This is a genomic window from Streptomyces sp. NPDC046977 (assembly GCF_040644455.1).
GTDB lineage: Bacteria > Actinomycetota > Actinomycetes > Streptomycetales > Streptomycetaceae > Actinacidiphila.
In genome coordinates this window covers 84986-109495 of the sequence record NZ_JBEYWO010000011.1, presented here as the reverse complement: position 1 = coordinate 109495, position 24510 = coordinate 84986, and the positions used below count along the sequence as shown (strand labels likewise).

The 24510-nt window shown below is 72.3% G+C and carries 26 protein-coding genes; 13 read left to right on the top strand and 13 right to left on the bottom strand.

Features of this window, described 5'->3' with window-relative positions; genetic code table 11:
* Positions 1-75 precede the first annotated feature (75 nt).
* The 4 genes from ABZ883_RS18790 (at position 76) to ABZ883_RS18775 (ending at position 5472) form a co-directional block, all read left to right on the top strand.
* On the top strand, positions 76-867 hold the full coding sequence (locus tag ABZ883_RS18790) for a carbohydrate ABC transporter permease (protein WP_360907424.1): 792 nt from the start codon (positions 76-78) through the stop codon (positions 865-867).
* On the top strand, positions 864-2387 hold the full coding sequence (locus tag ABZ883_RS18785) for a glycoside hydrolase family 3 protein (protein ID WP_360907197.1): 1524 nt from the start codon (positions 864-866) through the stop codon (positions 2385-2387). The genes ABZ883_RS18790 and ABZ883_RS18785 overlap by 4 nt, the downstream gene beginning before the upstream one ends.
* 50 nt (positions 2388-2437) lie before the next feature.
* A complete protein-coding gene (locus ABZ883_RS18780; protein ID WP_360907195.1) occupies positions 2438-3508 on the top strand; it encodes an SIS domain-containing protein in 1071 nt (356 codons plus the stop codon).
* A gap of 515 nt (positions 3509-4023) precedes the next feature.
* Positions 4024-5472 carry a histidine kinase N-terminal domain-containing protein gene (locus tag ABZ883_RS18775; protein WP_360907422.1) on the top strand — a complete coding sequence of 483 codons (1449 nt, stop codon included), beginning with the start codon at positions 4024-4026 and terminating at the stop codon, positions 5470-5472.
* Between the two features lie 132 nt (positions 5473-5604).
* Here the strand turns inward: ABZ883_RS18775 and ABZ883_RS18770 are convergent, their stop codons facing one another.
* Positions 5605-5862, bottom strand: a complete 258-nt coding sequence (locus tag ABZ883_RS18770; RefSeq protein WP_018563321.1) for a WhiB family transcriptional regulator — start codon at positions 5860-5862, stop codon at positions 5605-5607.
* 318 nt (positions 5863-6180) lie between these two features.
* Positions 6181-7149 (bottom strand): diacylglycerol kinase family protein, encoded by a 969-nt coding sequence (locus ABZ883_RS18765; RefSeq protein WP_360907193.1) that lies wholly within the window; start codon positions 7147-7149, stop codon positions 6181-6183.
* A 72-nt stretch (positions 7150-7221) separates the two neighbouring features.
* On the opposite strand from ABZ883_RS18765, the gene ABZ883_RS18760 reads away from it, so the two are divergent.
* The gene (locus tag ABZ883_RS18760) at positions 7222-7641 is read left to right on the top strand and encodes a hypothetical protein (RefSeq protein ID WP_360907191.1); all 420 of its coding nucleotides are present in this window, start codon (positions 7222-7224) and stop codon (positions 7639-7641) included.
* Between the two features lie 173 nt (positions 7642-7814).
* Here the strand turns inward: ABZ883_RS18760 and ABZ883_RS18755 are convergent, their stop codons facing one another.
* The 6 genes from ABZ883_RS18755 to ABZ883_RS18730 form a co-directional block, all read right to left on the bottom strand.
* Complete coding sequence (locus ABZ883_RS18755) at positions 7815-8744, bottom strand: RNA polymerase sigma factor SigF (RefSeq protein WP_360907420.1); 930 nt, start codon at positions 8742-8744, stop codon at positions 7815-7817.
* A 43-nt stretch (positions 8745-8787) separates the two neighbouring features.
* On the bottom strand, positions 8788-9201 hold the full coding sequence (locus ABZ883_RS18750; protein ID WP_319665704.1) for an anti-sigma regulatory factor: 414 nt from the start codon (positions 9199-9201) through the stop codon (positions 8788-8790).
* A 206-nt stretch (positions 9202-9407) separates the two neighbouring features.
* Entirely contained in the window at positions 9408-9917 is a 510-nt protein-coding gene (locus tag ABZ883_RS18745) for a GNAT family N-acetyltransferase (RefSeq protein WP_360907187.1), read from the bottom strand.
* A gap of 10 nt (positions 9918-9927) precedes the next feature.
* The gene (locus ABZ883_RS18740; protein WP_360907185.1) at positions 9928-10818 is read right to left on the bottom strand and encodes a pyridoxal-phosphate dependent enzyme; all 891 of its coding nucleotides are present in this window, start codon (positions 10816-10818) and stop codon (positions 9928-9930) included.
* Positions 10819-10887: 69 nt separating this feature from the next.
* The gene (locus ABZ883_RS18735) at positions 10888-13590 is read right to left on the bottom strand and encodes a SpoIIE family protein phosphatase (RefSeq protein ID WP_360907418.1); all 2703 of its coding nucleotides are present in this window, start codon (positions 13588-13590) and stop codon (positions 10888-10890) included.
* Between the two features lie 147 nt (positions 13591-13737).
* Positions 13738-14364: a histidine phosphatase family protein gene (locus tag ABZ883_RS18730; RefSeq protein ID WP_360907183.1), complete on the bottom strand. Its 627-nt coding sequence runs from the start codon at positions 14362-14364 to the stop codon at positions 13738-13740.
* A gap of 263 nt (positions 14365-14627) precedes the next feature.
* On the opposite strand from ABZ883_RS18730, the gene ABZ883_RS18725 reads away from it, so the two are divergent.
* Entirely contained in the window at positions 14628-14867 is a 240-nt protein-coding gene (locus ABZ883_RS18725; RefSeq protein ID WP_360907181.1) for a hypothetical protein, read from the top strand.
* On the opposite strand, the gene ABZ883_RS18720 is transcribed toward ABZ883_RS18725, so the two are convergent.
* Positions 14831-16153 (bottom strand): sigma-70 family RNA polymerase sigma factor, encoded by a 1323-nt coding sequence (locus ABZ883_RS18720; protein ID WP_360907179.1) that lies wholly within the window; start codon positions 16151-16153, stop codon positions 14831-14833. The genes ABZ883_RS18725 and ABZ883_RS18720 overlap by 37 nt on opposite strands.
* Positions 16154-16214: 61 nt before the next feature.
* Positions 16215-16580, bottom strand: coding sequence for a YciI family protein (locus ABZ883_RS18715; protein WP_360907177.1), 366 nt, complete (start codon positions 16578-16580; stop codon positions 16215-16217).
* Between the two features lie 362 nt (positions 16581-16942).
* On the opposite strand from ABZ883_RS18715, the gene ABZ883_RS18710 reads away from it, so the two are divergent.
* Positions 16943-18274 carry a polysialyltransferase family glycosyltransferase gene (locus ABZ883_RS18710; RefSeq protein WP_360907175.1) on the top strand — a complete coding sequence of 444 codons (1332 nt, stop codon included), beginning with the start codon at positions 16943-16945 and terminating at the stop codon, positions 18272-18274.
* A gap of 627 nt (positions 18275-18901) precedes the next feature.
* Positions 18902-19348: a helix-turn-helix transcriptional regulator gene (locus ABZ883_RS18705; RefSeq protein WP_360907173.1), complete on the top strand. Its 447-nt coding sequence runs from the start codon at positions 18902-18904 to the stop codon at positions 19346-19348.
* A gap of 7 nt (positions 19349-19355) precedes the next feature.
* Here ABZ883_RS18705 and ABZ883_RS18700 read toward each other — a convergent pair whose 3' ends face one another.
* Complete coding sequence (locus ABZ883_RS18700; protein WP_360907171.1) at positions 19356-19484, bottom strand: hypothetical protein; 129 nt, start codon at positions 19482-19484, stop codon at positions 19356-19358.
* Between the two features lie 153 nt (positions 19485-19637).
* Between ABZ883_RS18700 and ABZ883_RS18695 the strand changes: the two genes are divergently transcribed.
* Positions 19638-19898, top strand: a complete 261-nt coding sequence (locus tag ABZ883_RS18695; RefSeq protein ID WP_360907169.1) for a hypothetical protein — start codon at positions 19638-19640, stop codon at positions 19896-19898.
* Between the two features lie 76 nt (positions 19899-19974).
* On the opposite strand, the gene ABZ883_RS18690 is transcribed toward ABZ883_RS18695, so the two are convergent.
* Positions 19975-20340, bottom strand: coding sequence for a hypothetical protein (locus tag ABZ883_RS18690; RefSeq protein ID WP_360907167.1), 366 nt, complete (start codon positions 20338-20340; stop codon positions 19975-19977).
* Between the two features lie 295 nt (positions 20341-20635).
* Positions 20636-20986 (bottom strand): hypothetical protein, encoded by a 351-nt coding sequence (locus ABZ883_RS18685; protein ID WP_360907165.1) that lies wholly within the window; start codon positions 20984-20986, stop codon positions 20636-20638.
* Positions 20987-21258: 272 nt separating this feature from the next.
* Here ABZ883_RS18685 and ABZ883_RS18680 point away from each other — a divergent pair, with 272 nt between their 5' ends.
* The 4 genes from ABZ883_RS18680 (at position 21259) to ABZ883_RS18665 (ending at position 24399) form a co-directional block, all read left to right on the top strand.
* Complete coding sequence (locus ABZ883_RS18680) at positions 21259-21474, top strand: hypothetical protein (protein WP_319665718.1); 216 nt, start codon at positions 21259-21261, stop codon at positions 21472-21474.
* Positions 21475-21518: 44 nt separating this feature from the next.
* Positions 21519-21731, top strand: a complete 213-nt coding sequence (locus ABZ883_RS18675) for a hypothetical protein (protein WP_360907163.1) — start codon at positions 21519-21521, stop codon at positions 21729-21731.
* A 115-nt stretch (positions 21732-21846) separates the two neighbouring features.
* Complete coding sequence (locus ABZ883_RS18670; RefSeq protein WP_360907417.1) at positions 21847-23643, top strand: hypothetical protein; 1797 nt, start codon at positions 21847-21849, stop codon at positions 23641-23643.
* Between the two features lie 60 nt (positions 23644-23703).
* Positions 23704-24399: a hypothetical protein gene (locus tag ABZ883_RS18665; RefSeq protein ID WP_360907161.1), complete on the top strand. Its 696-nt coding sequence runs from the start codon at positions 23704-23706 to the stop codon at positions 24397-24399.
* The last annotated feature ends 111 nt before the right edge of the window (positions 24400-24510 follow it).

Below are 24510 nucleotides of genomic sequence, written 5' to 3'. Positions count from 1 at the left end.
CCGGCGGCCCCGCCCGCCTCCCCGGCCCGCCGCGCCGCCCGGCGCCCGCGCCGCAAGGGACGTACCGTCTACAACCTGCTCGGCCTGCTGGTCGTGGTCGTCACCGGCTTCCCGGTCTACTGGATGCTGAACACGGCGTTCAAGCCCGCCAAGGACGCCATCGACCCCGACCCCAAGTTCTTCCCGACCAGCCTGTCCTTCCAGAACTTCTCCGACGCCCTCGGCATCGGTGACTTCTGGGGCTCGGTCGGCCGCAGCCTCATCGTCTCCGGCTCGACGGTCGGCCTCGGCCTGGTCATCGGGCTGCTGGCGGCGCTGGCCATCTCGCGCTTCGTCTTCCGCGGCCGCAAGGCGGTCATCGTCGCGATCCTCGCCGTCCAGATGGTGCCGCTGGTCGCGATGATCATCCCGGTCTTCCTGCTGCTGAACCAGATCGACCAGATCGACAAGCTCTCCGGCCTGGTCATCACCTACCTGACCTTCGTGCTGCCGTTCACGGTCTGGACCCTGCGCGGCTTCATCGTCAACATCCCCAAGGAACTGGAGGAGTCGGCGATGGTCGACGGGTGCACGCGCATGGGCGCGTTCCTCCGCGTCGTGCTGCCGCTACTCGCCCCCGGCCTCGTGGCCACCTCGATCTACGCGCTCATCCAGGCCTGGAACGAGTACCTCTACGCGATGCTCATCATGAGCCAGGAGCACCAGACCGCCACCGTCTGGCTGGGCAACTTCGTCACCTCGCGCGGCACCGACTACGCGCCGATGATGGCGGGTTCGACCATGATGGGCGTTCCTGTGGTGGTCTTCTTCCTGATCGTGCAGCGCAAGGTCGCCGCCGGCCTGACCGCCGGGGCGGTGAAGGGATGACCGAGACCTTGAGTCAGATCCCCGACGGCACCGCGGACGCCGACGACCTCGCGCGGGACGCCCTCGCCGTCCTGCAGCCCGGATTCCACGGCACCACCGCCCCCGAGTGGCTGCTGCGCCGGCTCGCCGAGGGCCTCGGTTCCGTGGCGCTGTTCGCCCGCAACATCGAATCGCCCGAGCAGCTCGCCGCGCTCACCGCGCAACTGCGCGCGGTACGGCCCGAGGTGCTGATCGCCGCCGACGAGGAGGGCGGCGACGTGACCCGGCTGGAGGCCCGCACCGGCTCCTCCTTCCCCGGCAACCTCGCGCTGGGCGCGGTCGACGACACCGCCCTGACCCGTGACGTCGCCGCCGAGCTGGGCCGCCGGCTCGCCGCCTGCGGGGTCAACCTCAACTGGGCGCCGTCCGCCGACGTCAACTCCGATCCCGGCAACCCGGTCATCGGGGTGCGGTCCTTCGGCTCGGAGCCGCTGCTCGTCGCCCGGCACACCGCCGCCTATGTGGAGGGGCTGCAGTCCGCGGGCGTGGCCGCCTGCACCAAGCACTTCCCCGGGCACGGCGACACCTCCGTCGACTCCCACCACGCCCTGCCCCGCGTGGACGTCGACCTGGACACCCTGCACTCCCGCGAACTCGCCCCGTTCCGCGCCGCCCTGGCCGCGGGCACCAAGGCCGTCATGAGCGCGCACATCCTCGTCCCGGCCCTCGACCCCGACCGCCCCGGCACGCTCAGCCCCGCCGTCCTGACCGGGCTGCTGCGCGACGAGCTGGGCTACGACGGCCTCGTCGTCACCGACGGCATCGAGATGCGCGCCATCGCCGACACCTACGGCGTCGAGCGCGGCACGGTGCTGGCCATCGCGGCCGGTGCCGACGCCATCTGCGTCGGCGGCGGCCTCGCCGACGAGGAGACCGTGGTCGCCCTGCGCGACGCGATCGTCGACGCCGTGCGCGTCGGCGAACTGCCGCGCGGGCGGCTCGCCGACGCCGCCGCCCGGGTACGGGCGCTGGCCGCCTGGACCACCGGCGCGGCCGCCGCCGCCGACGACGGCGCGCCGGACCCCGACATCGGCCTCACGGCCGCGCGGCGCGCGCTGCGCGTGACGCGGACCGGGGCGTACGAGCCGGTCACCGAGGCGCCCTACGTCGTGGCCTTCACGCCGGTCGCCAACATCGCCGTCGGCGCCGAGACACCGTGGGGCGTCGCCGCGGAACTCGACCGGCTGCTGCCCGGGACAGTGACCGGCACCTTCCGCCAGGGCGATGCTTTGACCGCAAATGTGCTCCGCTCCGCGGCGAACCGTAGGATCGTCGCAGTGGTCCGTGACGTGCACCGTCACCCGTGGATGGCCGAAGCGCTGGGTGCCCTGCTCGCCGCCCGGCCGGACACGGCGGTGGTGGAGATGGGCGTTCCCCAGGCTCCGCCCTCCGGCGCGCTGCACATCGCGACCCACGGCGCGGCCCGCGTGTGCGGGCGAGCGGCCGCGGAGGTCGTCGTCGGCAAGGACGCCGACGCCTGACCGCCCCGGTGGCGCCACCCGTTCCAGAGACCGACCTGGAGGCTCCCAGAATGTCCGCCCCGACTCCGACCCAGCAGCCCCCGATGCCGGGCCGGATCATGTCCGGTGAGATGGCCGAGCAGCCCACCGTGCTGCGCCGCATCCTCGAGGAGGGCGCGCCGCGCATCCGTGAGACCGCCGAGCGGATCGCCGCGCGCAACCCGCGCTTCGTGCTGCTCACCGCGCGCGGCACCTCCGACAACGCGGCGCTGTACGCGAAGTACTTGATCGAGGTGCTGCTCGGCAAGCCGGCGGGCCTGACCTCCATGTCCACCACGACCGCCTACGGCGCCCGCCCGGACCTCACCGACTGCCTGGTCGTCACCGTCAGCCAGTCCGGCGGCTCGCCCGACCTGGTGGCCTCCACCCGGGCGGCCCGCGAGGCCGGCGCGATCACCCTGGCGGTCACCAACAACGCCGACTCGCCGCTGGCCGAGGTCTCCGAGTTCCACATCGACGTGCTCGCCGGACCGGAGAAGGCGCTCCCGGCGACCAAGACGTACACGGCCGAACTGCTCGCCCTCTACCTCTTCGTCGAGGGCCTGCGCGGCGGCGACGGCAACGCCGCCAAGATCCTTCCCGAGCTGGCCGAGCAGATCCTGGCCCGGGGGGACGAGGTCAAGGCGCTGGCCGGCCGGTACCGCTTCGCCGAGCGCCTGGTGCTCACCTCGCGGGGCTACGGCTACCCGACCGCGAAGGAGGCCGCGCTGAAGCTGATGGAGACCAGCTACATCCCGGCCCTGTCCTTCTCCGGCGCCGACCTGCTGCACGGTCCGCTGGCGATGGTCGACAACGTCTCGCCGGTCATCGCCATCGTCACCGAGGGCAAGGGCGGCCAGGCCCTGCAGCCCGTCCTGGACCGGCTCCGCGGCCGGGGCGCCGACCTCGTCGTGATCGGCAACCAGGCGTCCGTCGAGGCCGCCTCCGCGGGCTTCGTCCTGCCGACCGCGGGCGTCGCCGAGGAGGTCCAGCCGATCCTGGAGATCCTGCCGCTGCAGATGCTCGCCTACGAGATCACCATCGCCCGCGGCCAGGACCCGGACGCGCCGCGCGCCCTGGCGAAGGTGACCGAGACGCACTGACGCCGCTTTGCGCTCCGGCCCGTGGGCGCGGTGGACGGGAGGCCGATCCGGTCTCCCGCCCGCCGTGTCCGCGGGCCTTTTCGCGCCGTGAAACGTCAAAGCTCTGAAGGCGGTGCGGGAAAGGAGTGGGGGTACACGGCACGGACGCCGCACGGGTGCCCCGCGGATGCCCCGGAAACCACTTCGGGCCGCGGCGCCGGAACGGGACCCTCAACCCGTCCAGCACCGCAGCCCGGAGCTGCTGTCGGCACCCGGCACGCGGGGTGTGCGGTTCCCGCGGCTCACTGGGGCCGACTCGTGAGGCCAGGCGCAGTCAGGGCAGAGAGCGCCCCGGCCTCGCTCCACCCTTCTGTGCGGGAAGGGCGGAAGTTCAGTTGTTCACATCAATTCTGGACTAGACCATTATCCGTTGTCCATAACCTGACGCAGTCAGATCATAGGGGCTGGAAGGCCTTTGTGGGGACTGGATGTCAGCGCTTGCCATGAGCGCGGGTACGCTCATTTGCGTGCCCTCCATGAACGATCTCGTACGCCAGCACACCGACCTCGATGATTCCGATCTCGAGTGGCTTCATCTCCTGGTGTCGGAGTGGCAATTGCTCTCGGATCTCTCCTTCGCCGATCTCGTCCTGTGGGTGCCGACGAGCGACGGCACGCGGTATGTCTCCGTCGCGCAGATGCGCCCCAACACCGGCCCCACCTCCTACCAGGACGACATGGTCGGCCATCTCGTGCCGCGTGGCCGCCGCCCGATGCTGGACGCCGCGCTCGACGAGGGGCGGATCGTGCGGGAGGGCGACCCCGAGTGGCGCGAGGAGGTGCCGGTGCGGGTCGAGTCGATCCCCGTGCGCCGGGCCGGACGGGTCCTCGGGGTGATCGCGCGCAACACCAACCTGCTCACCGTGCGCACGCCGAGCCGGCTGGAGCTCACCTATCTGCAGAGCGCGTCCGACCTGGCGCAGATGATCGCGGCCGGCACGTTCCCCTTCCCGTCCGAGCAGGTCGACATGGACGCCTCGCCGCGCGTCGGCGACGGGCTGATCCGCCTCGACGCCGACGGCATCGTCCAGTACGCCAGCCCCAACGCCCTCTCCGCGTACCACCGCCTCGGCCAGGCCGCGGACCTCGTCGGCCACCATCTGGGCACCGCCACCGCCGAGCTGGCCCCCTCCCGCGGCAAGAGCCACGAGGCGCTGGTGACCGTCGCCAGCGGCAAGGCGCCGCGCGAGACCGAGATCGAGGGCAACGGCGGCGTCATCCAGCTGCGCGCCATCCCGCTGAGCCCCAAGGGCGTCCGCAGCGGATCGCTGGTGCTGCTGCGCGACGTGACCGAGCTGCGCCGCCGCGAACGGGAGCTGATCACCAAGGACGCCACCATCCGGGAGATCCACCACCGGGTGAAGAACAACCTCCAGACGGTCGCCGCCCTGCTGCGGCTCCAAGCCCGCCGGATGGATTCCGACCAGGGGCGCGAGGCGCTGGAGGAGGCGGTGCGGCGGGTCGGCTCGATCGCGATCGTGCACGAGACGCTGTCGCAGAACCTCGACGAGCGCGTCGAGTTCGACGAGATCGCCGACCGCGTGCTGGCCATGGTCGCCGAGATCTCACCCGGTCGGGTCACCACCCGGCGCGCCGGATGCTTCGGCGTCCTCAGCGCGGACGTCGCCACGCCGCTGGCGATGGTCCTCACCGAGCTGCTGCAGAACGCCCTCGAGCACGGATTCGGCCCCGCGGAACAGGGGTCGGTCGAGGTCTCGGCGGAGCGGCGCCACGGCAGGCTGGCGATCGCCGTGCGCGACGACGGCCGCGGCCTGCCCCCGGGCTTCGACCCGCAGCAGGCGGGCAACCTCGGTCTGCAGATCGTACGGACCCTGGTGGTGGGGGAGTTGGGCGGCACCTTCGACATGGTCCCGGCCGACGGACGCGGGACGAAGGTGCTGCTGGAACTGGCACTGGAGAGCTGAACGCCCGCCGCGGGACCGGCCGGAGGAACGGAGAAGCCCCGGCTGCTCGGGCGAGCTGCCGGGGCTTCCTGCGTCGTGATGCTGCGCGGTTCGGAGGTGCTGCGCGCTGCGGCTCGGGGGTAAGCGCGTGTGTCAGGCGCTGGCGTTGCGGGCGCGGTTGCGGGCGGCGCGGCGCTTCATTGCGCGACGCTCGTCCTCGCTGAGGCCACCCCACACGCCGGCGTCCTGGCCGGTCTCGAGGGCCCACTGCAGGCACTGCTCCATGACGGGGCAGCGGCGGCAGACGGCCTTGGCTTCCTCGATCTGCAGCAGCGCAGGACCGGTGTTGCCGATGGGGAAGAAGAGCTCAGGGTCTTCTTCGCGGCAAACGGCGTTGTGACGCCAGTCCATGGCTGCTCCATCTCCTTGTATTGCTTGCACGTTGCTTGTGAATGTGAACGCTTTCACGAATCCCCAGACACGGCACGGGACATCGCCCAGTCTCCTGGGTGCGGTCCCGCGGGGGTGTGGTGAGGATTCCGGCTACTGAGGACGCCCGAAGAGCGGCTGTCCCGATCGCCAAGAAGAGGTTCGCAAACCTGGGCTGCGGATACAACCCCTTCCGGAAACTTTTTTTTGATTCCTCGGTGTCGGCTCGGTCACAGCCGTACTTCCATGGGGTGCAGGGCAGCCTAAACGTTCGAGTGGAAGGACTTTATGTCCTTCTGCTTACACAATCACACGCAGTGCACGGCGTACGCCTGAGAAGGTTGCGCTGATTCGCAGTCCCAGGTGGTCTCCGTCCACCTGGAACGGCAGTGGCGCCTGCGAATGCAAGGTGAAGTCCGTCAGATCGTGCAGCGAGGTCACGTGCTTCCCGTGCGGCCCCCGGTCGGGGGTCGAACGCAGCAGCTGCGTGGCGATGCGGGTCACCGCGGGGGTCGACAGACGGGACAGCCCGAGCACGTCCAGAGCCGTGTCGAAGGACGCCCGCGGCGACGCGTAGACCGGGCGATTGCCCAGGTAGGTCCAGGGGGTGGTGTTGCAGACTATGGCGATCGCGAGATCGGTGACCGGGTCCTCGCCCGGCTGCTCCAGCGTGATCGTCCCGCCGCGGCGCGAGGACTCCGCGAGGAACTGGCGGACCATCTGCCGTATGTAGAGCGCGTGCGTCGACCGCTTGCCGAGCTCCCGCTGCTGTTCGACCCGGCCGACGACACCGGCGTCGAAACCGAGGCCGGCGCAGAAGGTGAACCAGCGTGCCGGCACGCCCTCGTCCGCGGTGCCCGGCGTGCCGCTCACGCGGCCGAGGCCCACCGTCCGCGAGTTCCCGTCCCGCAGGGCGTCCAGCAGCGCCCCGGTCGCCTCCACGGGGTCGTTGGGGAGCCCCAGGGCGCGCGCGAAGACATTGGTGGAGCCGCCCGGCACCACCGCGAGCTTCGGCAGCCCCTCCGGGTCGGGGCCGTTGTGCAGCAGGCCGTTGACGACCTCGTTGACGGTGCCGTCGCCGCCCAGGGCCACGACGAGCTCGATCTCGCCGCCCTCCGCGGCCTGCCGCGCGAGGTCGCGCGCGTGGCCCCGGTACTCGGTGGCGGCCACCTCCAGCTTCAGGTCGCTGGCGAGCGCGTGCGCGAGGACGTCACGGGTTCGGGCGCTGGTGGTGGTGGCGGCGGGATTGACCACGAGGAGAGCGCGCATGACCGCCAGGGTACCTACCGGGCGGTACCGGCCCGTAATCCCGGTGGGAGCGCAGGCCGATACCCTGCTGGGGTGAGTGGCACAGAGAACACCGTGCGCCCGGGCCGTACGCGCCGCCTCGCGGCGGCCGCCGCGGTCGCGGCACTGGAAGGCGCCGCGCTGGCCGCGTGGGGCATCGCCATGCTCGTCCTCGGGCTGGTCGGCAACCCCGACAGCCCGCGCCAGGCCGAGGCCGGCGGCCTGACCGTACTGGCCCTGGCGGCCATGCCGCTGGCGGCGGCGTACGGGCTGTGGCACGCCCGCCGGTGGAGCCGCGGACCCGCCCTCATCATCCAGCTCGTCGCCCTGCCGGTCGCCTGGACCATGGCGCAGAACGGCGGCGTGATGATCGCCGCGGGCGCGGCCCTGGGCGCCGCGGCGATCGCCGAACTGGTGCTCCTCGTGCACCCCGCGGCCACCGAGGCCCTCGGCATCGCCGCCACCGAGGGCTAGCTACCGCCGGGCGGTGCGCCCAGGCACGACACTCCCCCCGGCCTTCGGCCCGGGGGAGTGGTGGCATCGTCCGAGCAGCCCGACCACGCCGATCACGGGACGCCTCCCCGCCGTGCGATGTGCCGCACCCGGGGGAGCCGCGGGACCCGCCCTCCGGGCCGTCGGCGGTGCCGTCACTCCTCGACGAGGAGCTTGTCGCGCAGCTGTGCCAGGGTGCGGGCGAGCAGCCGGGAGACGTGCATCTGGGAGATGCCGACCTCCTGCGCGATCTGCGACTGCGTCATGTTGCCGAAGAATCGCAGCAGCAGGATCTTCTTCTCGCGCGGCGGCAGCTGCTCCAGCAGCGGCTTGAGGGACTCCCGGTACTCCACACCCTCCAGGGCGTCGTCCTCGGCGCCCAGGGTGTCGGCCACGGCCGGCGACTCGTCGTCGGTGTCGGGCACGTCGAGCGAGAGCGTGCTGTAGGCGTTGGCGGATTCGAGGCCTTCGAGGACCTCCTCCTCCGTGATCTTCAGATGCTCCGCCAGCTCGTGCACGGTCGGGGCACGGCCGTGCCGCTGGGAGAGCTCGCCGGTCGCCGTCGTGAGCGCCAGGCGCAGCTCCTGGAGCCGCCGCGGGACGCGTACGGCCCAGCCCTTGTCCCGGAAGTGGCGCTTGATCTCGCCGACCACGGTGGGGGTGGCGTACGTGGAGAACTCCACCCCGCGGTCCACGTCGAAGCGGTCGACGGACTTGATCAGGCCGATCGTGGCGACCTGGGTGAGGTCGTCGAGCGGCTCGCCGCGGTTGCGGAAGCGCCGGGCCAGGTGCTCCACCAGCGGCAGGTGCATCCGCACCAGCCGGTTGCGCAGCTCGGCCCGCTCCGGTGAACCCGGCGGAAGCTTGCCCAGCTCCACGAAGAGCGCACGCGCCCCGGCCCGGTCGTGCGGGTCGTGGTGCTCGTGCTGCTCCTGTTGCTCCTGCTCCATGCGACCCGCCTGATCCGCCAGATCCGTCTGCTCGGGCGCGTCCTTGTCGTCGGGACGGTCCGCCGGTCCATCGCCGGGATGGGGCCGTGCCTCGTCCTGTCGCGCCGCAGGGGCGGGTACGGGGCGGCCCCTCACCCCGGGCGTACTGCCTTCCAGATCGTTCACGGCGATTCCCCCGTTACAGCTGTCCCGGTCCGGCACCGCGCTTCTTGTGCAGGGCGATGCTCACGGTCTTGTCCTCGGCCACGCTGGAGTCCACCTCGCCGGCCAGGGCGGAGAGCACCGTCCAGGCGAAGGTGTCGCGCTCCGGGGCGCGGCCGTCGGTCGTGGGAGCCGACACGGTCACCCACAGTGCGTCCCCGACCAGGCGGAAGACACAGCTCAGCACGGACCCCGGGACGGCCTGCTGGAGCAGAATCGCGCACGCCTCGTCAACGGCGATGCGCAGGTCTTCGATCTCGTCGAGGGTGAAGTCCAAGCGGGCCGCGAGGCCGGCGGTCGCCGTACGCAGCACCGAAAGATAGGCCCCCGCCGCGGGCAGCCGGACCTCGACGAAGTCCTTCGACCCGGGCTCGCCTGCGATCTCGGACACCCTCACCTCCAAGGTGGCACTCGCACTGCCCTCATCGGCACTGCACTGATCTGGTTCGGTTCGCCAGCGACGCTATCGCGATCCGTACCCCGGTGTCGCCCGGACGGAGCACGGCCGCCGCCATGAATGAGCCCCGGCCCGGCACCCCATGGCTGTCACCCATAGTAGGCGCATGCGCACGCACCGTGGGTAGGGGGCGAGGGGTCTCAATTCGAAAGAGAAGTCGCTTTGTTGACACGGGCCTGCTCCGCGAGGGTGCGCAGCGGTTCGCCGGTCAGCCGCTGCACGGTCCAGCCGTCCTGGGGACGGGCGCCCATCGCACGGTAGAACGCGATCGACGGCTCGTTCCAGTCCAGTACGGACCACTCGAAGCGCTCGTAGCCCCGCTCGACGCAGACGGCGGCCAGCTCGGCGAGAAGCGCCTTGCCGTGGCCGCCCCCGCGCGCGGAGGGGCGCACGAACAAGTCCTCAAGGTACACGCCGTGGGTACCGGTCCAGGTGGAGAAATTCAGGAACCACACGGCGAAGCCCACCACGGCGCCGGTGTCGTCGTCCTCGGCGATGAACGCGAAGACCGCGGCCCCGGGACCGAAGAGTGCCTCGTGCAGCTGCGCGGGGGTCGCCCGCGCGCTGTCCGGCTCCCGCTCGTACTCCGCGAGTTCGCGGATCATCGAGTGGATCTCCGGGATGTCGCCGGGCGCCGCGGATCGGATCATGCGGCCAAGGCTAACCGCTCGGCCGGCCCGTCACGACGGCGGCGAGGACCGTGCCCTCGGCGAAGGCGCCTTCGGCGGCCAGCGAGAACAGGCCGTGCAGCATCTTGGCGACGTACACGGGGTCCGGCACGAAGCCGTGGCGCGCGCCGAAGTCCTCCGCGAAGGCGTCGAGGGCGGGCGTGCGGCGGGCGTAGCCGCCGTGGTGGAAGCGCTCCTCCAGATGCCAGTCCCCGCGCCGCCCGCCGAAGGCCGCCTCCTGGAGGCGGCCTATGTCCTCGCGCAGGAATCCGCCGCCCTTGAGGACGGGAAAGCCGATCGCGCGCTGCCCCGGGCCCAGTCCCGCGGCGAGGCCCGCCAGGGTGCCGCCCGTGCCGCAGGCGACACCGACGACGTCCGCCGTACCGCGCAGTTCCTCGCCGAGTGCCACGCACCCTTGTGCGGCCAGGGCGTTGCTGCCGCCCTCGGGCACCACATAGGCGGGGCCGAACCGCTCCAGGAGCGCCGCCAGGACCTCGGGCTCGTCCTTGCGGCGGTAGGTCGCGCGGTCCAGGAAGTGCAGGCGCATGCCGTCGGCGGCGGCACGGGCGAGCGAGGGGTTCAGCGGGCGCCGGGCGAGTTCGTCGCCGCGCACGACCCCGACGGTGGCCAGTCCCATCAGCCGGCCCGCGGCGGCCGTGGCGCGCAGGTGGTTGGAGTAGGCCCCGCCGAACGTCAGCAGCACCTGGTGTCCCGCCTCGGCCGCGGCACGCAGGTTCAGGTGGAGTTTGCGCCACTTGTTGCCCGGCACCTCCGGGTGGATCAGGTCGTCCCGCTTGACGAGCATGCGCAGCCCGCGCCCCGTCAGCCGCTCGTCGCCGGTCAGCTCGACAAGGGGGGAGGGCAGCCGGACGTCCACGATCACCGCTCCAGTCTGACGTCACCGGGAACCCGCCGGGAGGGCGGGGAACAGCCCCGGCGGGGTGGCTCGGGCTCAGCGGGCGGCCGCGTCGAGGGCGCCCGCCAGCACCGCGGCCGCCTTCCCGGCGTTCCACTCCCGCAACGGCTGCTCGGCCCACAGCACCTTGCCCCCGGGGGTGTAGCGGGTGCCCCAGCGTTCGGCGATCTGGGCGACGAGGAACAGGCCCCGGCCGCCCTCGTCGGTCGTGGCCGCGTAGCGCAGGTGTGGCGAGGTGCTGCTGCCGTCGGAGACCTCGCAGGTCAGCGCACGGTCGCGGAGCAGCCGTACGGAGACCGGCGGGGAGCCGTAGCGGATGGCGTTGGTGAGCAGTTCGCTGAGGATCAGCTCCACGCCGAAGCTCAGCTCGCACAGACCCCACTCCTCCAGCCGCTCGGTCACCGCGGCCCGCATGCCCGCGACGGAGGCCGGGTCGAGCGGCACGTCCCACTCGGCGACGTGGCAGGCCGGGGCGCGGCGGGTCCGGGCGATCAGCAGGGCCACGTCGTCCTTGGGCCGGCCGGGCAGCAGCGCCTCCAGCACGGCCCGGCAGCTCTCCTCCGGCGGCCGCTCGGGGTGCGCGGCCAGCGCCCGGCGCAGCATCTCCATGCCGACGTCCAGGTCGCGCGAACGGTCCTCGATGAGCCCGTCGGTGTACAGCACGAGCTGGGTGCCCTCGGGGAGCTCCAGCTCGGCGGTCCTGAACGGCATGCCGCCCAGTCCCAGCGGCGGGCCGGCGGGCAGGTCGGGGAACTCCACGGTGCCGTCGGGGCGCGCCAGCGCGGGCGGGTGGTGCCCGGCGCGCGCCATGGCGCAGCGCCCGGTGACGGGGTCGTAGATCGCGTAGAGGCAGCTGGCGCCCATGACGCCGGCGCCGATCCCGGTGCCCGACTCGTCCTGGTCGATCCGGCCGACGAGGTCGTCGAGGTGGCCCAGCAGCTCGTCGGGGGGCAGGTCGAGGGTGGAGAAGTTGTGCACCGCGGTGCGCAGCCGGCCCATGGTGGCGGCCGCGTGCAGTCCGTGGCCGACGACGTCGCCGACGACGAGCGCCACCCGGTTGCCCGGCAGCGGGATCACGTCGAACCAGTCGCCGCTCACGCCCGACTGCGCCGGCAGGTAGCGGTGGGCGACGTCCAGGGCGCTCTGCTCCGGCAGGGCGCGCGGCAGCAGGCTGCGCTGCAAGGTGACGGCCAGGGCGTGCTCGCGGGTGTAGCGGCGGGCGTTGTCGATGTTGATGGCGGCGCGCGCGACCAGCTCCTCGGCCAGCGAGAGGTCCTCCTCGTCGAACGGCTCCGGCTTCTGCGAGCGCCAGAAGTTGACCACGCCCAGGACGACGCCGCGGGCCTTGAGCGGGGTCGCGATGAGCGAGTGGATGCCGTAGCGGACGATGCTGCGCGTCCGCTCGGGGTCCTGGGCCAGCCAGCCGGGGTCCTCGCCGAGCCTGCCCACCACCTCCGAGCGCCCGGTGCCGAAGCCGCGCGCCTGCGGGGTGGACGGCAGGAAGTCGATCAGCGTGCCCAGCGGGTACAGCGGGGCGTCGTCGCGGATGCCGTTGACGGCGGTGCGGCGCATGTCGACCGCGCTCATGCCGGTGGGCTCCTCGCCGTGCAGGACGGGGTCGGCGAGGTCGACGGTCACGTAGTCGGCGAAGCGGGGGACCGCTACCTCCGCCAGTTCCTCCGCGGTGCGGACCACGTCGAGGGTGGTGCCGATGCCCAGCCCCGCGTCGTAGAGCAGTGTGAGGCGTTCGCGGGCGACCTCGGCGCGGCCGGCGAGCGCCTGCAGCTCGGTCGAGTCGCGCAGCGTCACCACCGAGCCCGGCAGGTCGCCGCCGGCCGTCGTGAGCCGCTGGTTCACCGCCAGCAGCCGGTCGCCGGCCGGGAGGAACTCGTCGGTCGCCTCACGGCGGGAGACCAGCAGCTCGACCATGGCGGGTTCGAGGTCCGCCAGCTCGGTGACGTACCGCCCCTCGGTGTCGGCCGGCAGGTGGAGCAGGCGCGCGGCCTCGTCGTTGACCAGCAGCAGGCGGCCGTCGGCGGCGACGATGAGCACGCCCTCCCGCACGGAGTGCAGCACCGTGTCGTGGTGCTCGTACATGCGGCTGATCCCGGCGGGGTCCAGGCGGTGGGTCTGCCGCCGCAGCCGCTTGGAGATGAGTGCCGTCCCCGCCATGGCCAGGGCGAGCGCGGCGGCGCCCGCGCCGAGGATGATCGGCAGCTGCCGGTTCACCACGACCGTCACATTGGTGACCTTCATGCCGGCCGCGACCAGGCCGACGATCCTGCCGTGCGGGTCCTCCACGGGGTCGTGGACCGGGACGACGGCCTGCACCTCGTGTCCGAGCGGCCCCCGGACGCTCTCGGTGTGGACCTTGCCGTGCAGCGACGGTTCTATGGTGCCGACGAACCGCCGGCCGATCCGCGCCGGCATGGGGTGCGTGTAGCGGGTGCCATGGGTGTCCATGACGACGATGAAGTCGACGCCCGCTTCCTTGCGGGCCAGTTCGGTGACCGGTTGCAGCACCTTGGAGGGGTCGGGGCTCCTCAGCGCCTGCGGGAGTCCGGGGGAACGGGCGAAGGTGCGGGCCGCGGCGACCGAGCGGTTGACGGCCTCGCGCTCGCTGTCGTGCCGTGACTGGAGCACCAGGGCGAGCACCGCGCAGGCCACGAGCAGCACGACGACCGCCACCTGGAGGACGAAGACCTGCCCGGCGACGCTGCGGGGACTCTTCTCGCTCAGTGATCGCACCGGTACGCACCGAATCAGCCGAAAAGGTCGGCCATGTCGCCTTTGTAGCACTGCGGATGAGGCGCTGCCAGAGGCCGGAAGGGCCCTCGGCGGGCCCGGTGGTGCCCGGAGGCGTGCGGGAGCGTGCGGGGGGCCGCCTCAGAAATGCAGCTCGGCGGGGAAACCCGTCCAGCGCAGTTCTTCCGGGAGGTGCCGCATGTCGTTGTAGAGCAGCACGGAGTGCGGACGGCCCGGCGTGTAGCGGATGACGGTCAGGGCGGCGTTGGCGTGGTCGAGACCGAGCCAGCGCCACGGCGGCGCGTCCAGGGCCGCCGCGACCAGCCTGCCGATCAGGAAGTTGTGGGTGACCACGAGCTCGTGGGCGGCCTTGCCCGCGGCCGGCGGCCCCGCGAAGCGCGCCAGCGCCTCCCGCCCCAGCTCCGGCCCCCACGCGCGCTCCTCCGGGCCGAAGCGGTCCAGGAACCGGGAGAGGTAGTACGCGCTGTCCGACGGCAGCTCGGACTCCTGCGGGATGAAGGGCGGGTAGTCGCCGGCCAGGTCGTTGGCCCCCACCGGCACCGCGCCGCCCAGCCGTTCGCCGATGAGCGCGGCGGTCTGCGCGGCACGGGGGAGCGGGCCGTGGTGGACGGCGGCGATCGGGGTCCCCTTGAGGCGCTCACCGAGGAGTTCCGCCTGCCGGAAGCCGTTCTCCGTCAGGCCGCTCTCGTCGGGCAGCGCCTCCGCGTGGCGGGTCAGATAGAGATAGCGGCTCGCCGTGCCGGTCATGCCGGGCCCCTCTCGGGTGTCGGGATGCTGGGCGTGGAGACGCCGCCCGTGCGGGCCCGGTTCCGCCGTGCCGCGGGGCGTCACCCCGCAGGATGATGCCATGCGCCGTCCGGCGGGCCGACAGCAGCGCCGTCAATTCCTCCCGGACACGCGGTGGTTGGCGTACCGTCCGGCCGGACAGGACGACTCCGCACCGGGGCCGGAGAGCGCCCCCGGCGTACGATGGAAGGTGAATTCTCGGCGAGCCGACGCGGGAGGCCGCGATGCGAACGCCCGGAACACCCGCCCTGCCGCACAGCGGCCGTCACTGGGCCGTCGCCGCGGTCCTCGCCGCCCTCGCCGTGGTGGTCGCCCTGAGCGTCGGCGTCCCCTTCGCCGCGGTGTTCATCCTCGCGGTGGCGCTGATGTGCCCGCTGCTCATGCTGATCATGCTGCACGCGCTCCGCGGCCCGCGCCGCGACGGCTTTCAGCCGCGGCCGCCGGACTCCCCGCCCCGGGCCTGACCGGCCGCCGAGGCCCGTCCCAGCAGCAGCGCGCGCTCGCGCTCGTTGCGCGTGAGTTCCGCGGCGCGCAGGAACTCCGCACGCGCCTCGTCGTGGCGGCCCAGGCGCTCCAGCAGGTCGCCCCGGACACTCGGCAGCAGGTGGTACTCGCGCAGCGCGGGCTCGCCGGTCAGCCGGTCCACGACCGCCAGCCCCTCCTGCGGCCCGTACGCCATGGTGACCGCGACGGCCCGGTTGAGCTCCACCACCGGCGACGGAGCCCGCACCGCCAGCACCCCGTACAGGTCCGCGATGCGCCGCCAGTCGGTGTCCTGCGCGCGGGCCGCCTGGGCGTGGCAGGCGGCGATGGCGGCCTGGAGCGCGTAGGGCCCGGGCGGGCCGCCGGCCGCGTCGGAGCGGGCCAGGGCGGCGAAGCCGCGGCGGATCAGCAGCCGGTCCCAGCGCCGCCGGTCCTGGTCGATCAGCAGCACCGGCTCACCGTCGGGACCGGTCCGCGCGGCGGCCCGGGACGCCTGGATCTCCATCAGCGCGACCAGGCCGTGGACCTCCGGCTCCTTCGGCATCAGGCCGGCCAGCAGCCGCCCCAGCCGCAGCGCGTCCTCGCAGAGCGCCGGGCGCATCCAGTCGTCGCCGGCGGTCGCCGAGTACCCCTCGTTGAAGACCAGGTAGATGACCTCCAGCACCGAGGACAGGCGCTCGACCCGTTCCGTGCCCTGGGGCTGCTCGAAGGGCACCTCCGCCTTGGCCAGGTTGCGCTTCGCCCGGACGATGCGCTGCGCGACCGTCGCCTCGGGCACCAGGAAGGCCCGCGCGATCTCGGCGGTCGTCAGGCCGCCCAGCAGGCGCAGGGTGAGCGCCACCCGCGCCTCGGTGGACACCACCGGGTGGCAGGTGGTGAAGACCAGCCGGAGCAGGTCGTCCTCGATGTCGTCGTCGGCCGCCGCCTCGGCCGCCGCGAAACCGGCCTCGGACTCCGGCGGGCGCGCCTCCAGGGCGTGTCCCAGCTCCTCCAGCTTGCGCGCGAAGACCTCCTTGCGGCGGACGAGGTCGATCGCGCGGTGCTTGGCCGCGGCCGTGAGCCAGGCGCCGGGGTTGGCCGGGACGCCGTCCCGGGGCCACTGCTCCAGGGCGGCCACCAGGGCGTCCTGGGCCAGTTCCTCGGCGACGCCGATGTCGCGCACGAGGCGCGCGACAGCGGCGATCACCCGGGCCGACTCGATCCGCCACACCGCGTCGATCGCCCGGCGGGCGTCATCGGAGCCAGAAGCCGTACCGGTCACAGCCACCCATCAGAGCAGCCCCTCCCGGCAGCTGCAACCCGTTCGGCGGAGCGGCGCGGGCGCGCCCTCAGGCCAGCTCGGGGGCCTCCTCCATCTCGCGCACCTCGCAGGTGAGCTCCCACGCGTCCCCGTGCACCTGGAGGAAGCGCTTGGTCCACTCCAGGGCCTCCTCCTTGGACTTCGCCTGGATGATCGCGTAGCCGCCGATGAACTCCTTCGACTCGGTGAAGGGCCCGTCGACGACGGTCAGCTTCCCGTGGTCCCAGTGCATCCGGAAGCCCTCGGCGGGCGGGCGCAGCCCGGCGGTGTCCAGCAGCACGCCGGCCGCGGACATCTCCTCGATGAGCTTGCCCATGTCCTGCATCAGCTGCTCGCTCGGGCCGCCGGCCGGCACCTTGTCCTCGTTGATCAGGATCAGGGACATGAAACGCATTGCCGTACTCCTCTGTCTCAGTGCTGTTTCCGCTGCGTGACGGCGGGGCCGCTGCCCCGCCTCTGCATACGCGTCGAACGGACGGCACGCGGATCGACACGTCGGCCGAAGATTTTTTCCGGGCCGGTCCCGGCGCGCCCGGCGAGGGCCCGCGGGGCCGGGGCCGCGAGGGCGGCGCAAACGGGTGACGTGCGCGTAAGCCCGTCCGTACAGGGGTCACCCGGTCCGGTGATATCCGGCGGCCGGGCTTGGTCCCGGGGGAGCCGGGCCGTGATGCTGAGGAGAGAGCGGCTGCGCCCCGGACCAGACGCCGCGCCGGGTGCGCGGCGGGCGTGTGCCCGGCATGAAGGAATTTGTCCCAGATGATCCAGATCTTCTTCGCGGCGACCCAGTACGCGGCGGCGACCGTCACGGCGGCCGTCCGGGCAGGGCTGTTCGGCCCGCGCGAGGGGCGCCGGCGCCTCCTCGTGGTGAGCAACACCTCGGCCATCCCCGAACTGACCACACCCCTGGACCGGATGGCCGGATTCGAGGAGCTGCGCCCGGAGTTCGACGCGGTGCACTTCTGGAACGAGACGGTCGCCCCGCACCACCCGGTCGGCTGGTCCCCCCGTGAGCAGGACCTCCCCCTGTGGGAGCGGTCGCTGCGCCTGGCGTGGGACCTCGGGGACGAGCCGGTGGAGATCGCCTGCGAGTCCCTTCAGGCCAACCCCTCCCGCGCGGCGGCCGAGATCTTCGCCGAGAGCACGATCCATGTGTACGCCGACGGTCTGATGAGCTACGGCCCCACCCGCGACCGGCTGCCCGGCGGCATCGCCTGCCGCATCGCGCGCCTGCTCCACCTCGACCTGCTGCCGGGACTGCGCCCCCTGCTGCTCTCGGAGTACGACGTCGAGGCGGTGCCGATCCCGGCCGAGTCCTTCCTGCGCACGCTCTCCGGCATCGGCGCTGCCGCGCCCGCGGCGCCCGGCCGGTACACGGCGGTGCTCCTCGGCCAGTACCTGTCCGCGCTGGACCTCATCTCCGAACAGGAGGAGGACGAGCTGCACGCGCGGATACTGCGCGGCGCGGTGGCCGCGGGCCACACCTCGGTGCTCTTCAAGCCGCACCCCAGCGCGCCCGCGCACCTGTCGCGCTCCATGGAGCGGGCGGCCGCGGAGCTCGGGGCCGAACTGGCCGTCCTCGACGCGCCGGTGCTCGCCGAGACCCTCTTCGAACGGGACCGTCCCGAGCTCGTCGTGGGCTGTTTCTCGACGGCGCTGATCACCGCCGCGTCCTTCTACGGCATCCCGGCCGCCCGGGTCGGCACCGAACTGCTGCTGGAGCGGATCAGCCCGTACGAGAACAGCAACCGCGTGCCGCTGACGCTGATCGACGCCGCGCTGCCCGATCTGGAACACGACACGGAAGTGGTCGGCAAGCCCCCCGCCCTCACCGGGGAGTTGGTCGCGGAACGCCTGGCGCCGCTGATCCGGACCGTGGGCTACTGCATGCAGGCACGGGCCCTACCCGGGCTGCGCCCGGAGGCGGAGGCCTGGCTCACCCGTCATCGGGCGGGCCCGGCACGCTACTTCAAGCGCCGCCGCCTGACGAGCCTGCGGCTGCCCGGCGGGGCCCCGGTCCGCGCCGAGGCCCTCCGCCGCCATCCGGCCGTGCGGCGCATCGTGCGTACGTTGCGAGCCGTCAGGTCGTGAGCGCGGTCCCGGGCGAGGGGGGCCCGGGCGCGCCCGCGACATCCGTCGCAGACCGGTCTCTCCCGGGTCCGCCGCGGGCACAACACCGACAGCCGGCTGTCGGCATCTGCTGCGACCCATGCCCATGACGTTGAATCACTTGATCGGATGGGGCAAAAGCGGCCAGTTTTGGGCATCCGGGGTGTGCCGCGCTTGATCACCTCTAGATTCCGTCCGGATGTGGCGGGCGCCGGGCGTGACGCGCCGTGTCGCGGAAGCGTTGAAGGTGGGGACGATGCGCCCGGGGTGCAGTTTTGGTGATGCTCGGGAAAATCGCCCCGGGGTGCGTGGAATCGCTGTCAGGATTCCGGGGTCGGACCGTCGCCGGAGGGAGGGCCGGCCCGGGCGGACAGAGGGTCCGCGTTGCGCTGTCCAGAAATATTGGACGGCACGTCTGGTCACGTCGGACGCTAGTGGCTGGGGCGGCTCGCGGCAAGCATTTCGCGGCATTTGAGTCCGGACGGTGCCGCGTGGAAGGGTGAAGGTGCAGGTGAGGGCAGCCGCAGCCGGGGCGCACCGCGGTGGCCGCTATAGACTCGATCTCACTCGGACGGGTCAACCGACGTGCTAGCAGGAAGAATCCACTCCGTGGGCAACGCACTGCAGGAACTGATCAGGCGCCGGCTGGAGCAGCGGGGCTGGTCGTACGGCGAGGTGGCGCGCCGGGGAGGCGTGCCGCGGTCGACCGTGCACCACCTGGCCACCAGCGCGCGGGTTGCCAGGATGCCGCAGCAGTCCACGCTGGACGGGCTGGCCCGGGGCCTGGAACTCCCGCTGGACGCCGTGCGCAGAGCCGCCGCCGAGGCCTGTGGGATCCACCTGTACTTCGCGGACGGCACGGCCGCCGGTGGCGAGGGCGGTGCCGCCCCCGACCCGGAGGTCGCCACCCTGATCGCCAGTGTCCAGCGGCTGTCCGAGGCCGATCGCCGCCATGTCGCCGCCCTCGTCGAGTCCCTGCTGCGCAGTGCCCCCGAAGCGGAAGCCGGACCCGGTTCCGCCGGGGGTCCCGCGCCCGCCCCGGAGCCGTCCGACTGAGACTCCGTCACCACGGCCGCCGCGGCGGGAAGATGGGGGCGTCGTTGGTGGACGGCCCGGTACTGCCGATGGCCCGGGCGGCCTGATGCAGCAGGGTGCTGATGTGGCCCTTGCCGGGGTCCGCTGACCCGGGCATCCCCTCCGTAGCGGCATGCTCATGCCGGTTCTGCCGTGCCGGGTGGTGGTGAAGTAACCCAAGAACGGACAAAGACCGGAGGGAACGTGGATATTCTCTCCAGTCCCGGGACGAGTGGGTGGGCCCCCGGAGCCTCCGGTGAGAGGGGTGCACGTGCTTTTCGTTCAAGGGGCGTCCGCGACCGCAGTCGTCCGCCACCGGACAGGAGAGTCCGTTGTCCTGCTTTCCGGTGAACTCCCCTCCGTTCTGACCCCGTCGAGTCTGAACGAACTGCTGAATCTCGCTGCCGCGGTACTGACCCCGGAGGAGATGGAGCTGTTCCGCAGCTGTCTGACCGCGCTGCGCTGCGGGGAGAAACTCCAGGAGCGCCGCATCGAGGTCAGCGGCGCCGTCCTCACCGTCTACAGCAGCTGATCCACCATCATGGCGGGCAGGGGCGGGCCCCCGGGGGAATGCGCCCCCCGGGGGCCCGCCTCATGAACCGGCGGGATCAGAAACGCCCGCCACGGAACCCGTCGCCGCAGCCGCAGTCCCTCCCGTCGCGTCCGAACGCGAAGCGTTCGCCTCCGAAGCCGAACCGGTCACCTCCGCGGTTGTCCCAGCCCCGGCCGTGGCCCCAGCCGTTGCTCCAGCGGTAGTAGGTCCACAGCCGGACCCCGCCCCGGTGGTGGCCCCCGCACCAGTTGCCGTTGTGGCCCCGGCCCCAGCCTCCGTCGCCGCGGCCCCAGCCGTCGCCCCGGTCCCAGCCGCCGGAAACGGCGTGCGAGGGCGCGGCCACGGCCGTGCCGGTGAGCGGCACGATCACCGCGACGGCTGCCAGGGCGGTCGTCGCAGCGGCCCGAGCGATTTTTCTCATCGGTTTTCTCCTCACAGTGGATGAATTGCCGGATGGCCCGCCGAACGTTACTCGGCGGCCGGACGGAATTCATTCGGCGCCGGGTGCCGGCGAGGCCGATCGGGCGACCTGCAAAGGGAGTTGTCAACGAGATGCAAAACCGCCCTTGAGCTTTGCCGTCGACTGCACGGAGGTCTTTCGGTGAACGGTCCCGGGAAACACCCTCCAGGGTGACCGGTATTCGGCATGTCGGGCGCCCGAGGTGATTTTGTAAATGCCCCGCACATTGCGTCCGCCGAATTCGCCGTTGTGTGTTTCAGCTGCTGTGGACGGTGAGGACGGCGCCGCTGACCTCGATGCGGCGCTCCTGGAGTTTCTCCCCGCAGCGCAGCGCGGTCAGACAGCTGCGGAACAGCTCCATCTCCTCCGGGGTCAGTACCGCGGCAGCGAGATTCAGCAGTTCGTTCAGACTCGACGGGGTCAGAACGGAGGGGAGTTCGCCGGAAAGCAGGACAACGGACTCTCCTGTCCGGTGGCGGACGACTGCGGTCGCGGACGCCCCTTGAACGAAAAGCACGTGCACCCCTCTCACCGGAGGCTCGGTCGGCTCTTGCGCCTCGGAGATCGAGAGGATAGCCACCGATTCGCCGGACTTCGCCGCTTCCATGGGGACTTCCTCAGTTCGGGAAGCGAGTGGATTGACCCGTTCGGGTGATAACGGGGTGGCCCGGGGGTGCGGGCGGCCGGCCGCACGATGGCCTCCCACCAGTCGTTTCCCGTATCGGGCGGCGCAGTTGACGATGCGTCGGTGAACGGGAAGAGGCTTGCCCGGGGTGGGGTGCGCGGCTACTGTCCAACGCCGTCAGACAGTTCGTCCGGTGTGGATGGACGGATTCTGGGATCCGTTGCCTGCCACGCCCCTCGTCCGAAGGAACCTTCATGCTCGACATGCGAGAGCTGGACACCGAGTCCGCGGAGCTGCTGCCCGGCCGCGAGGCCCTGGGCAAGCTCAAGTTCAGCTTCGTCAAGACGACGCACGTGACCAAGCACGTCGCGCACGTCGACGCCCACAACCAGTCGCTCGGCGTCAACGTCGACTCCCCGTACGCCGTCGCGCAGTCGCAGGCCACGCAGGCCATCAGCATCTGCCAGTAGCCCGTGGCCGCTCGCCCCCCATCATCCGAGAGAGGTACCCGTTCATGAACAACGACCAGCTCGACGCCGAGTCCGCGGAGCTGCTGCCCGGCCGCGAGGCCCTGGGCAAGCTGAAGTTCAGCTTCGTCAAGACCACCCACGTGACCAAGCACGTGGCACACGTCGAGGCCCACAACGACTCGCTCGCCGCGAACGTCGACTCGCCGTTCGCCGTCGCCCAGTCCGAGGCCACCCAGGCGATCAGCATCCGCCAGTAACCACACCCCGTGTCCGTGCGGACCGCGCCCGGCGCGGTGCGGTCCGCCTCGGGAGGAAGAGCAGACGGTGCCCCACAGTCACAGGGCGGGCAGCCCCGGCCCCACGGGAACGGCGGTGTACGAGGCGGATGCGGGCCCGCCCGCGTACGACACCGGCTTTCCCGTTCCGCGTCTCGGCGCGGGACTCCAACTCCTGGGCGAGTACCAGGGATCGGGCTTCACCGAGCCCCGCTACCTGGTCCGCCGGGGAGACGGGCAGGTCGTGCAGCTGAGCAGGCTGCTCTACCTGGTCGCCGGCGCCATCGACGGCCGCCGGGACACCGAGGCCGTCTCGCACCGGGTGAGCGGCCGGTTCGGCCGCGAGGTCAGCGCGGACAACATCCACTACCTGATCGAGCACAAACTCCAGCCGCTCGGCGTCACCGTGCCGTTCGGTCAGGAGGACGACAAGGTCAGCGGCCCGACCGCGGACCTCCTGCTGGTGCTGAAGGGCCACCGGGTGGTGCTTCGCGAGCGGCAGGTCGCCCGGATCGCGAACGCCCTGGCCTGGCTGCACCGCCCACCGGTGGTCGCCCTGGTGCTCGGCGCGGCGGTCGTCATGGAGTTCTGGCTGTTCCTGGTGCACGGCGCGATGACGCCGGTGCTCCAGGTGCTGGAGCAGCCGGTGCTGATGCTCGTGGTGTTCGCGCTGACGGTGGCCTCACTGGTCTTCCACGAGTTCGGGCACGCCTCCGCCTGCCGGTACAGCGGCGCCCGGCCGGGCGCCATCGGCTGCGGGCTCTTCCTGATCTGGCCGTCCATGTACACCGACGTCACGGACGTGTACCGGATCGGCCGGGCCGGACGCATGCGCACCGACCTGGGCGGCGTCTACTTCAACGTCGTCTTCATACTCGCCCTGGCCGCCGGGTACTTCGCCACCGGGCAGTCCTTCTTCCTCGGCGCGATCTACCTCGCGCACTTCGAGATCGTCGAGCAGCTGATGCCGGCCGTGCGGCTCGACGGCTACTACATCCTCGGTGACCTGGCCGGGGTTCCCGACCTCTTCGGCAAGATCAAGCCCATCCTGCTCAGCATGCGGCCGGGCCGCCCGGTGCACCCGGACGTCGCCGACCTCAAGCGCTCCGCCCGGGTCATCGTCACCGCGTGGGTCGTCACCATGGTGCCGCTGCTGCTGGCCGAACTCGGCTACGTGCTGTGGAACCTGCCGCGGCTGCTGGCCACGAGTCTGCGCTCGCTGGCCGAGCAACTGGCCGGCACCTGGTTCGCCTTCGCCGACGGCGAGATCGCCGCGGGCCTGGTCGGCATCCTCGGCAGCCTCATGCTGATCTGCCCGCTGGCCGGCGCGGCCTACCTGTCGGTCCGCCTGGGCGGGCGGGCGGTACGTGCCGTGGTCCGGGCCACCGAGGGCAACCTGCGGCTGCGGCTGGCCCTCTGCGGGGTCGTCCTGGCGGGAGGCGCCGCGCTGTGCGGTGCGTGGCTGGGCGGCGTGACCCCCAAGCCGCTGCCGCCGCAGCCGCCGATCGCCCCGATCCTGCAGCCCGGGGTGCCGGAGATCCGGCCGCTGCGCACGGTGGCACCGTCGCCGCTGCCCAGCACGACCCCGCCCTCGCTGCCCCCGGCGGCGAGCGCCCCGCCCCTGACGGCCGAGCCGTCCGCGTCACCGTCGCCGAGCGCCTCCTCCTCCGCTCCGGCGACGCCCAGCGCCTCCCCCTCGGCCGTCAGGACCTCCGTTTCACCGCAGCCCACCCGCAGCGGTCCGAGCCCCAGCGGCAGCAGCACCACCGCGACCGCCGGGCCCAGTCCGTCCGAGGGCTCGCCCAGCGCCTCGCCCTCGGACTCGGTGACGCCGTCGGTGCCGCCGTCCACCCCGCCGTTCACCTTCATCAGCCCCCCGCCCTTCCCCTCGTGACGCGCGGCCGGTCCCCTCCCGTCGCACACCCCTTCCGCACAACCCGTACAGGAGAAGCACGTGACGCACCGAAAGCCCCGCACGGGCACGTTCGGCCGCAAGGCCGCCGGGCCGGTCATGCTGGCCGCCGCAGGACTGGCCGCCCTCGCCACCGCGGCCCCGGCCGGCGCGGTCGCGGCACCGCGGTCGGGCATCCCCCGCGATGTCGCCGCCGCCGCCGTCGACGAGGCCCACACGCTGGCCAATCGCGCCCACCGGGTGCAGTACGACGACTCGTTCGCGATCCACGAGTACGGCCCGCTCGTCGCCGCCGTCGCGCACAACCGGGCGGTCGCCGCCTCCGCCGGCTGCTCCCTCGACCGGCCGTGCCGGTCGGTGGCGCTGTCCTTCCAGATCGTCACCACGTCCGGTGTCGACATCCGGCGGATCACCGCCACGAACATCAGCCGTGCCGTGAACGAGCACTGCGCCGGCTGCCAGACCTTCGCCGGCGCCTACCAGTTCATCGTGGCGACCCCGCGCCCGCTCGTCCTGGGCCGGGCCGACCGCGCCCGGCTCGCCGACGTCCGCCGCCGGCTGTCCGCCCTGGAGCACTGCGACGACCCGGCCGGCGTGGTCGAGAGCCGGGCCGACGCGCTGGCCGCCGAGGTCAAGGCGATCCTCGGCCGGGCTGCGGACGCCGTGCCGGCGGCGCGCGGCGTGAGCCCGCTGAGCGCCTTCCAGCCCACCGTCAGCATGCGGCGCCACGTCAGCTGAAACGTTTCCTGAACGCACCGCCCCCTCAACTCCCGGACCGGGGCCCGCCCGCACACACCCCCTTACCCCCAGGGCGGGCCCCGGTCCGGGGCACACCCCGAACCGGCTCCC

Excerpts from the sequence above, each read along its gene's own strand:
- ABZ883_RS18785 (WP_360907197.1), top strand. The coding sequence starts at position 864 with ATGACCGAGACCTTGAGTCAGATCCCCGACGGCACCGCGGACGCCGAC.
- ABZ883_RS18780 (WP_360907195.1), top strand. The coding sequence starts at position 2,438 with ATGTCCGCCCCGACTCCGACCCAGCAGCCCCCGATGCCGGGCCGGATC.
- ABZ883_RS18775 (WP_360907422.1), top strand. The coding sequence starts at position 4,024 with ATGAACGATCTCGTACGCCAGCACACCGACCTCGATGATTCCGATCTC.
- ABZ883_RS18770 (WP_018563321.1), bottom strand. The coding sequence starts at position 5,862 with ATGGACTGGCGTCACAACGCCGTTTGCCGCGAAGAAGACCCTGAGCTC.
- ABZ883_RS18765 (WP_360907193.1), bottom strand. The coding sequence starts at position 7,149 with ATGCGCGCTCTCCTCGTGGTCAATCCCGCCGCCACCACCACCAGCGCC.
- ABZ883_RS18745 (WP_360907187.1), bottom strand. The coding sequence starts at position 9,917 with ATGATCCGATCCGCGGCGCCCGGCGACATCCCGGAGATCCACTCGATG.
- ABZ883_RS18730 (WP_360907183.1), bottom strand. The coding sequence starts at position 14,364 with ATGACCGGCACGGCGAGCCGCTATCTCTATCTGACCCGCCACGCGGAG.
- ABZ883_RS18725 (WP_360907181.1), top strand. The coding sequence starts at position 14,628 with ATGCGAACGCCCGGAACACCCGCCCTGCCGCACAGCGGCCGTCACTGG.
- ABZ883_RS18715 (WP_360907177.1), bottom strand. The coding sequence starts at position 16,580 with ATGCGTTTCATGTCCCTGATCCTGATCAACGAGGACAAGGTGCCGGCC.
- ABZ883_RS18710 (WP_360907175.1), top strand. The coding sequence starts at position 16,943 with ATGATCCAGATCTTCTTCGCGGCGACCCAGTACGCGGCGGCGACCGTC.
- ABZ883_RS18700 (WP_360907171.1), bottom strand. The coding sequence starts at position 19,484 with ATGCCCGGGTCAGCGGACCCCGGCAAGGGCCACATCAGCACCCTGCTG.
- ABZ883_RS18690 (WP_360907167.1), bottom strand. The coding sequence starts at position 20,340 with ATGAGAAAAATCGCTCGGGCCGCTGCGACGACCGCCCTGGCAGCCGTC.
- ABZ883_RS18685 (WP_360907165.1), bottom strand. The coding sequence starts at position 20,986 with ATGGAAGCGGCGAAGTCCGGCGAATCGGTGGCTATCCTCTCGATCTCC.
- ABZ883_RS18680 (WP_319665718.1), top strand. The coding sequence starts at position 21,259 with ATGCTCGACATGCGAGAGCTGGACACCGAGTCCGCGGAGCTGCTGCCC.
- ABZ883_RS18675 (WP_360907163.1), top strand. The coding sequence starts at position 21,519 with ATGAACAACGACCAGCTCGACGCCGAGTCCGCGGAGCTGCTGCCCGGC.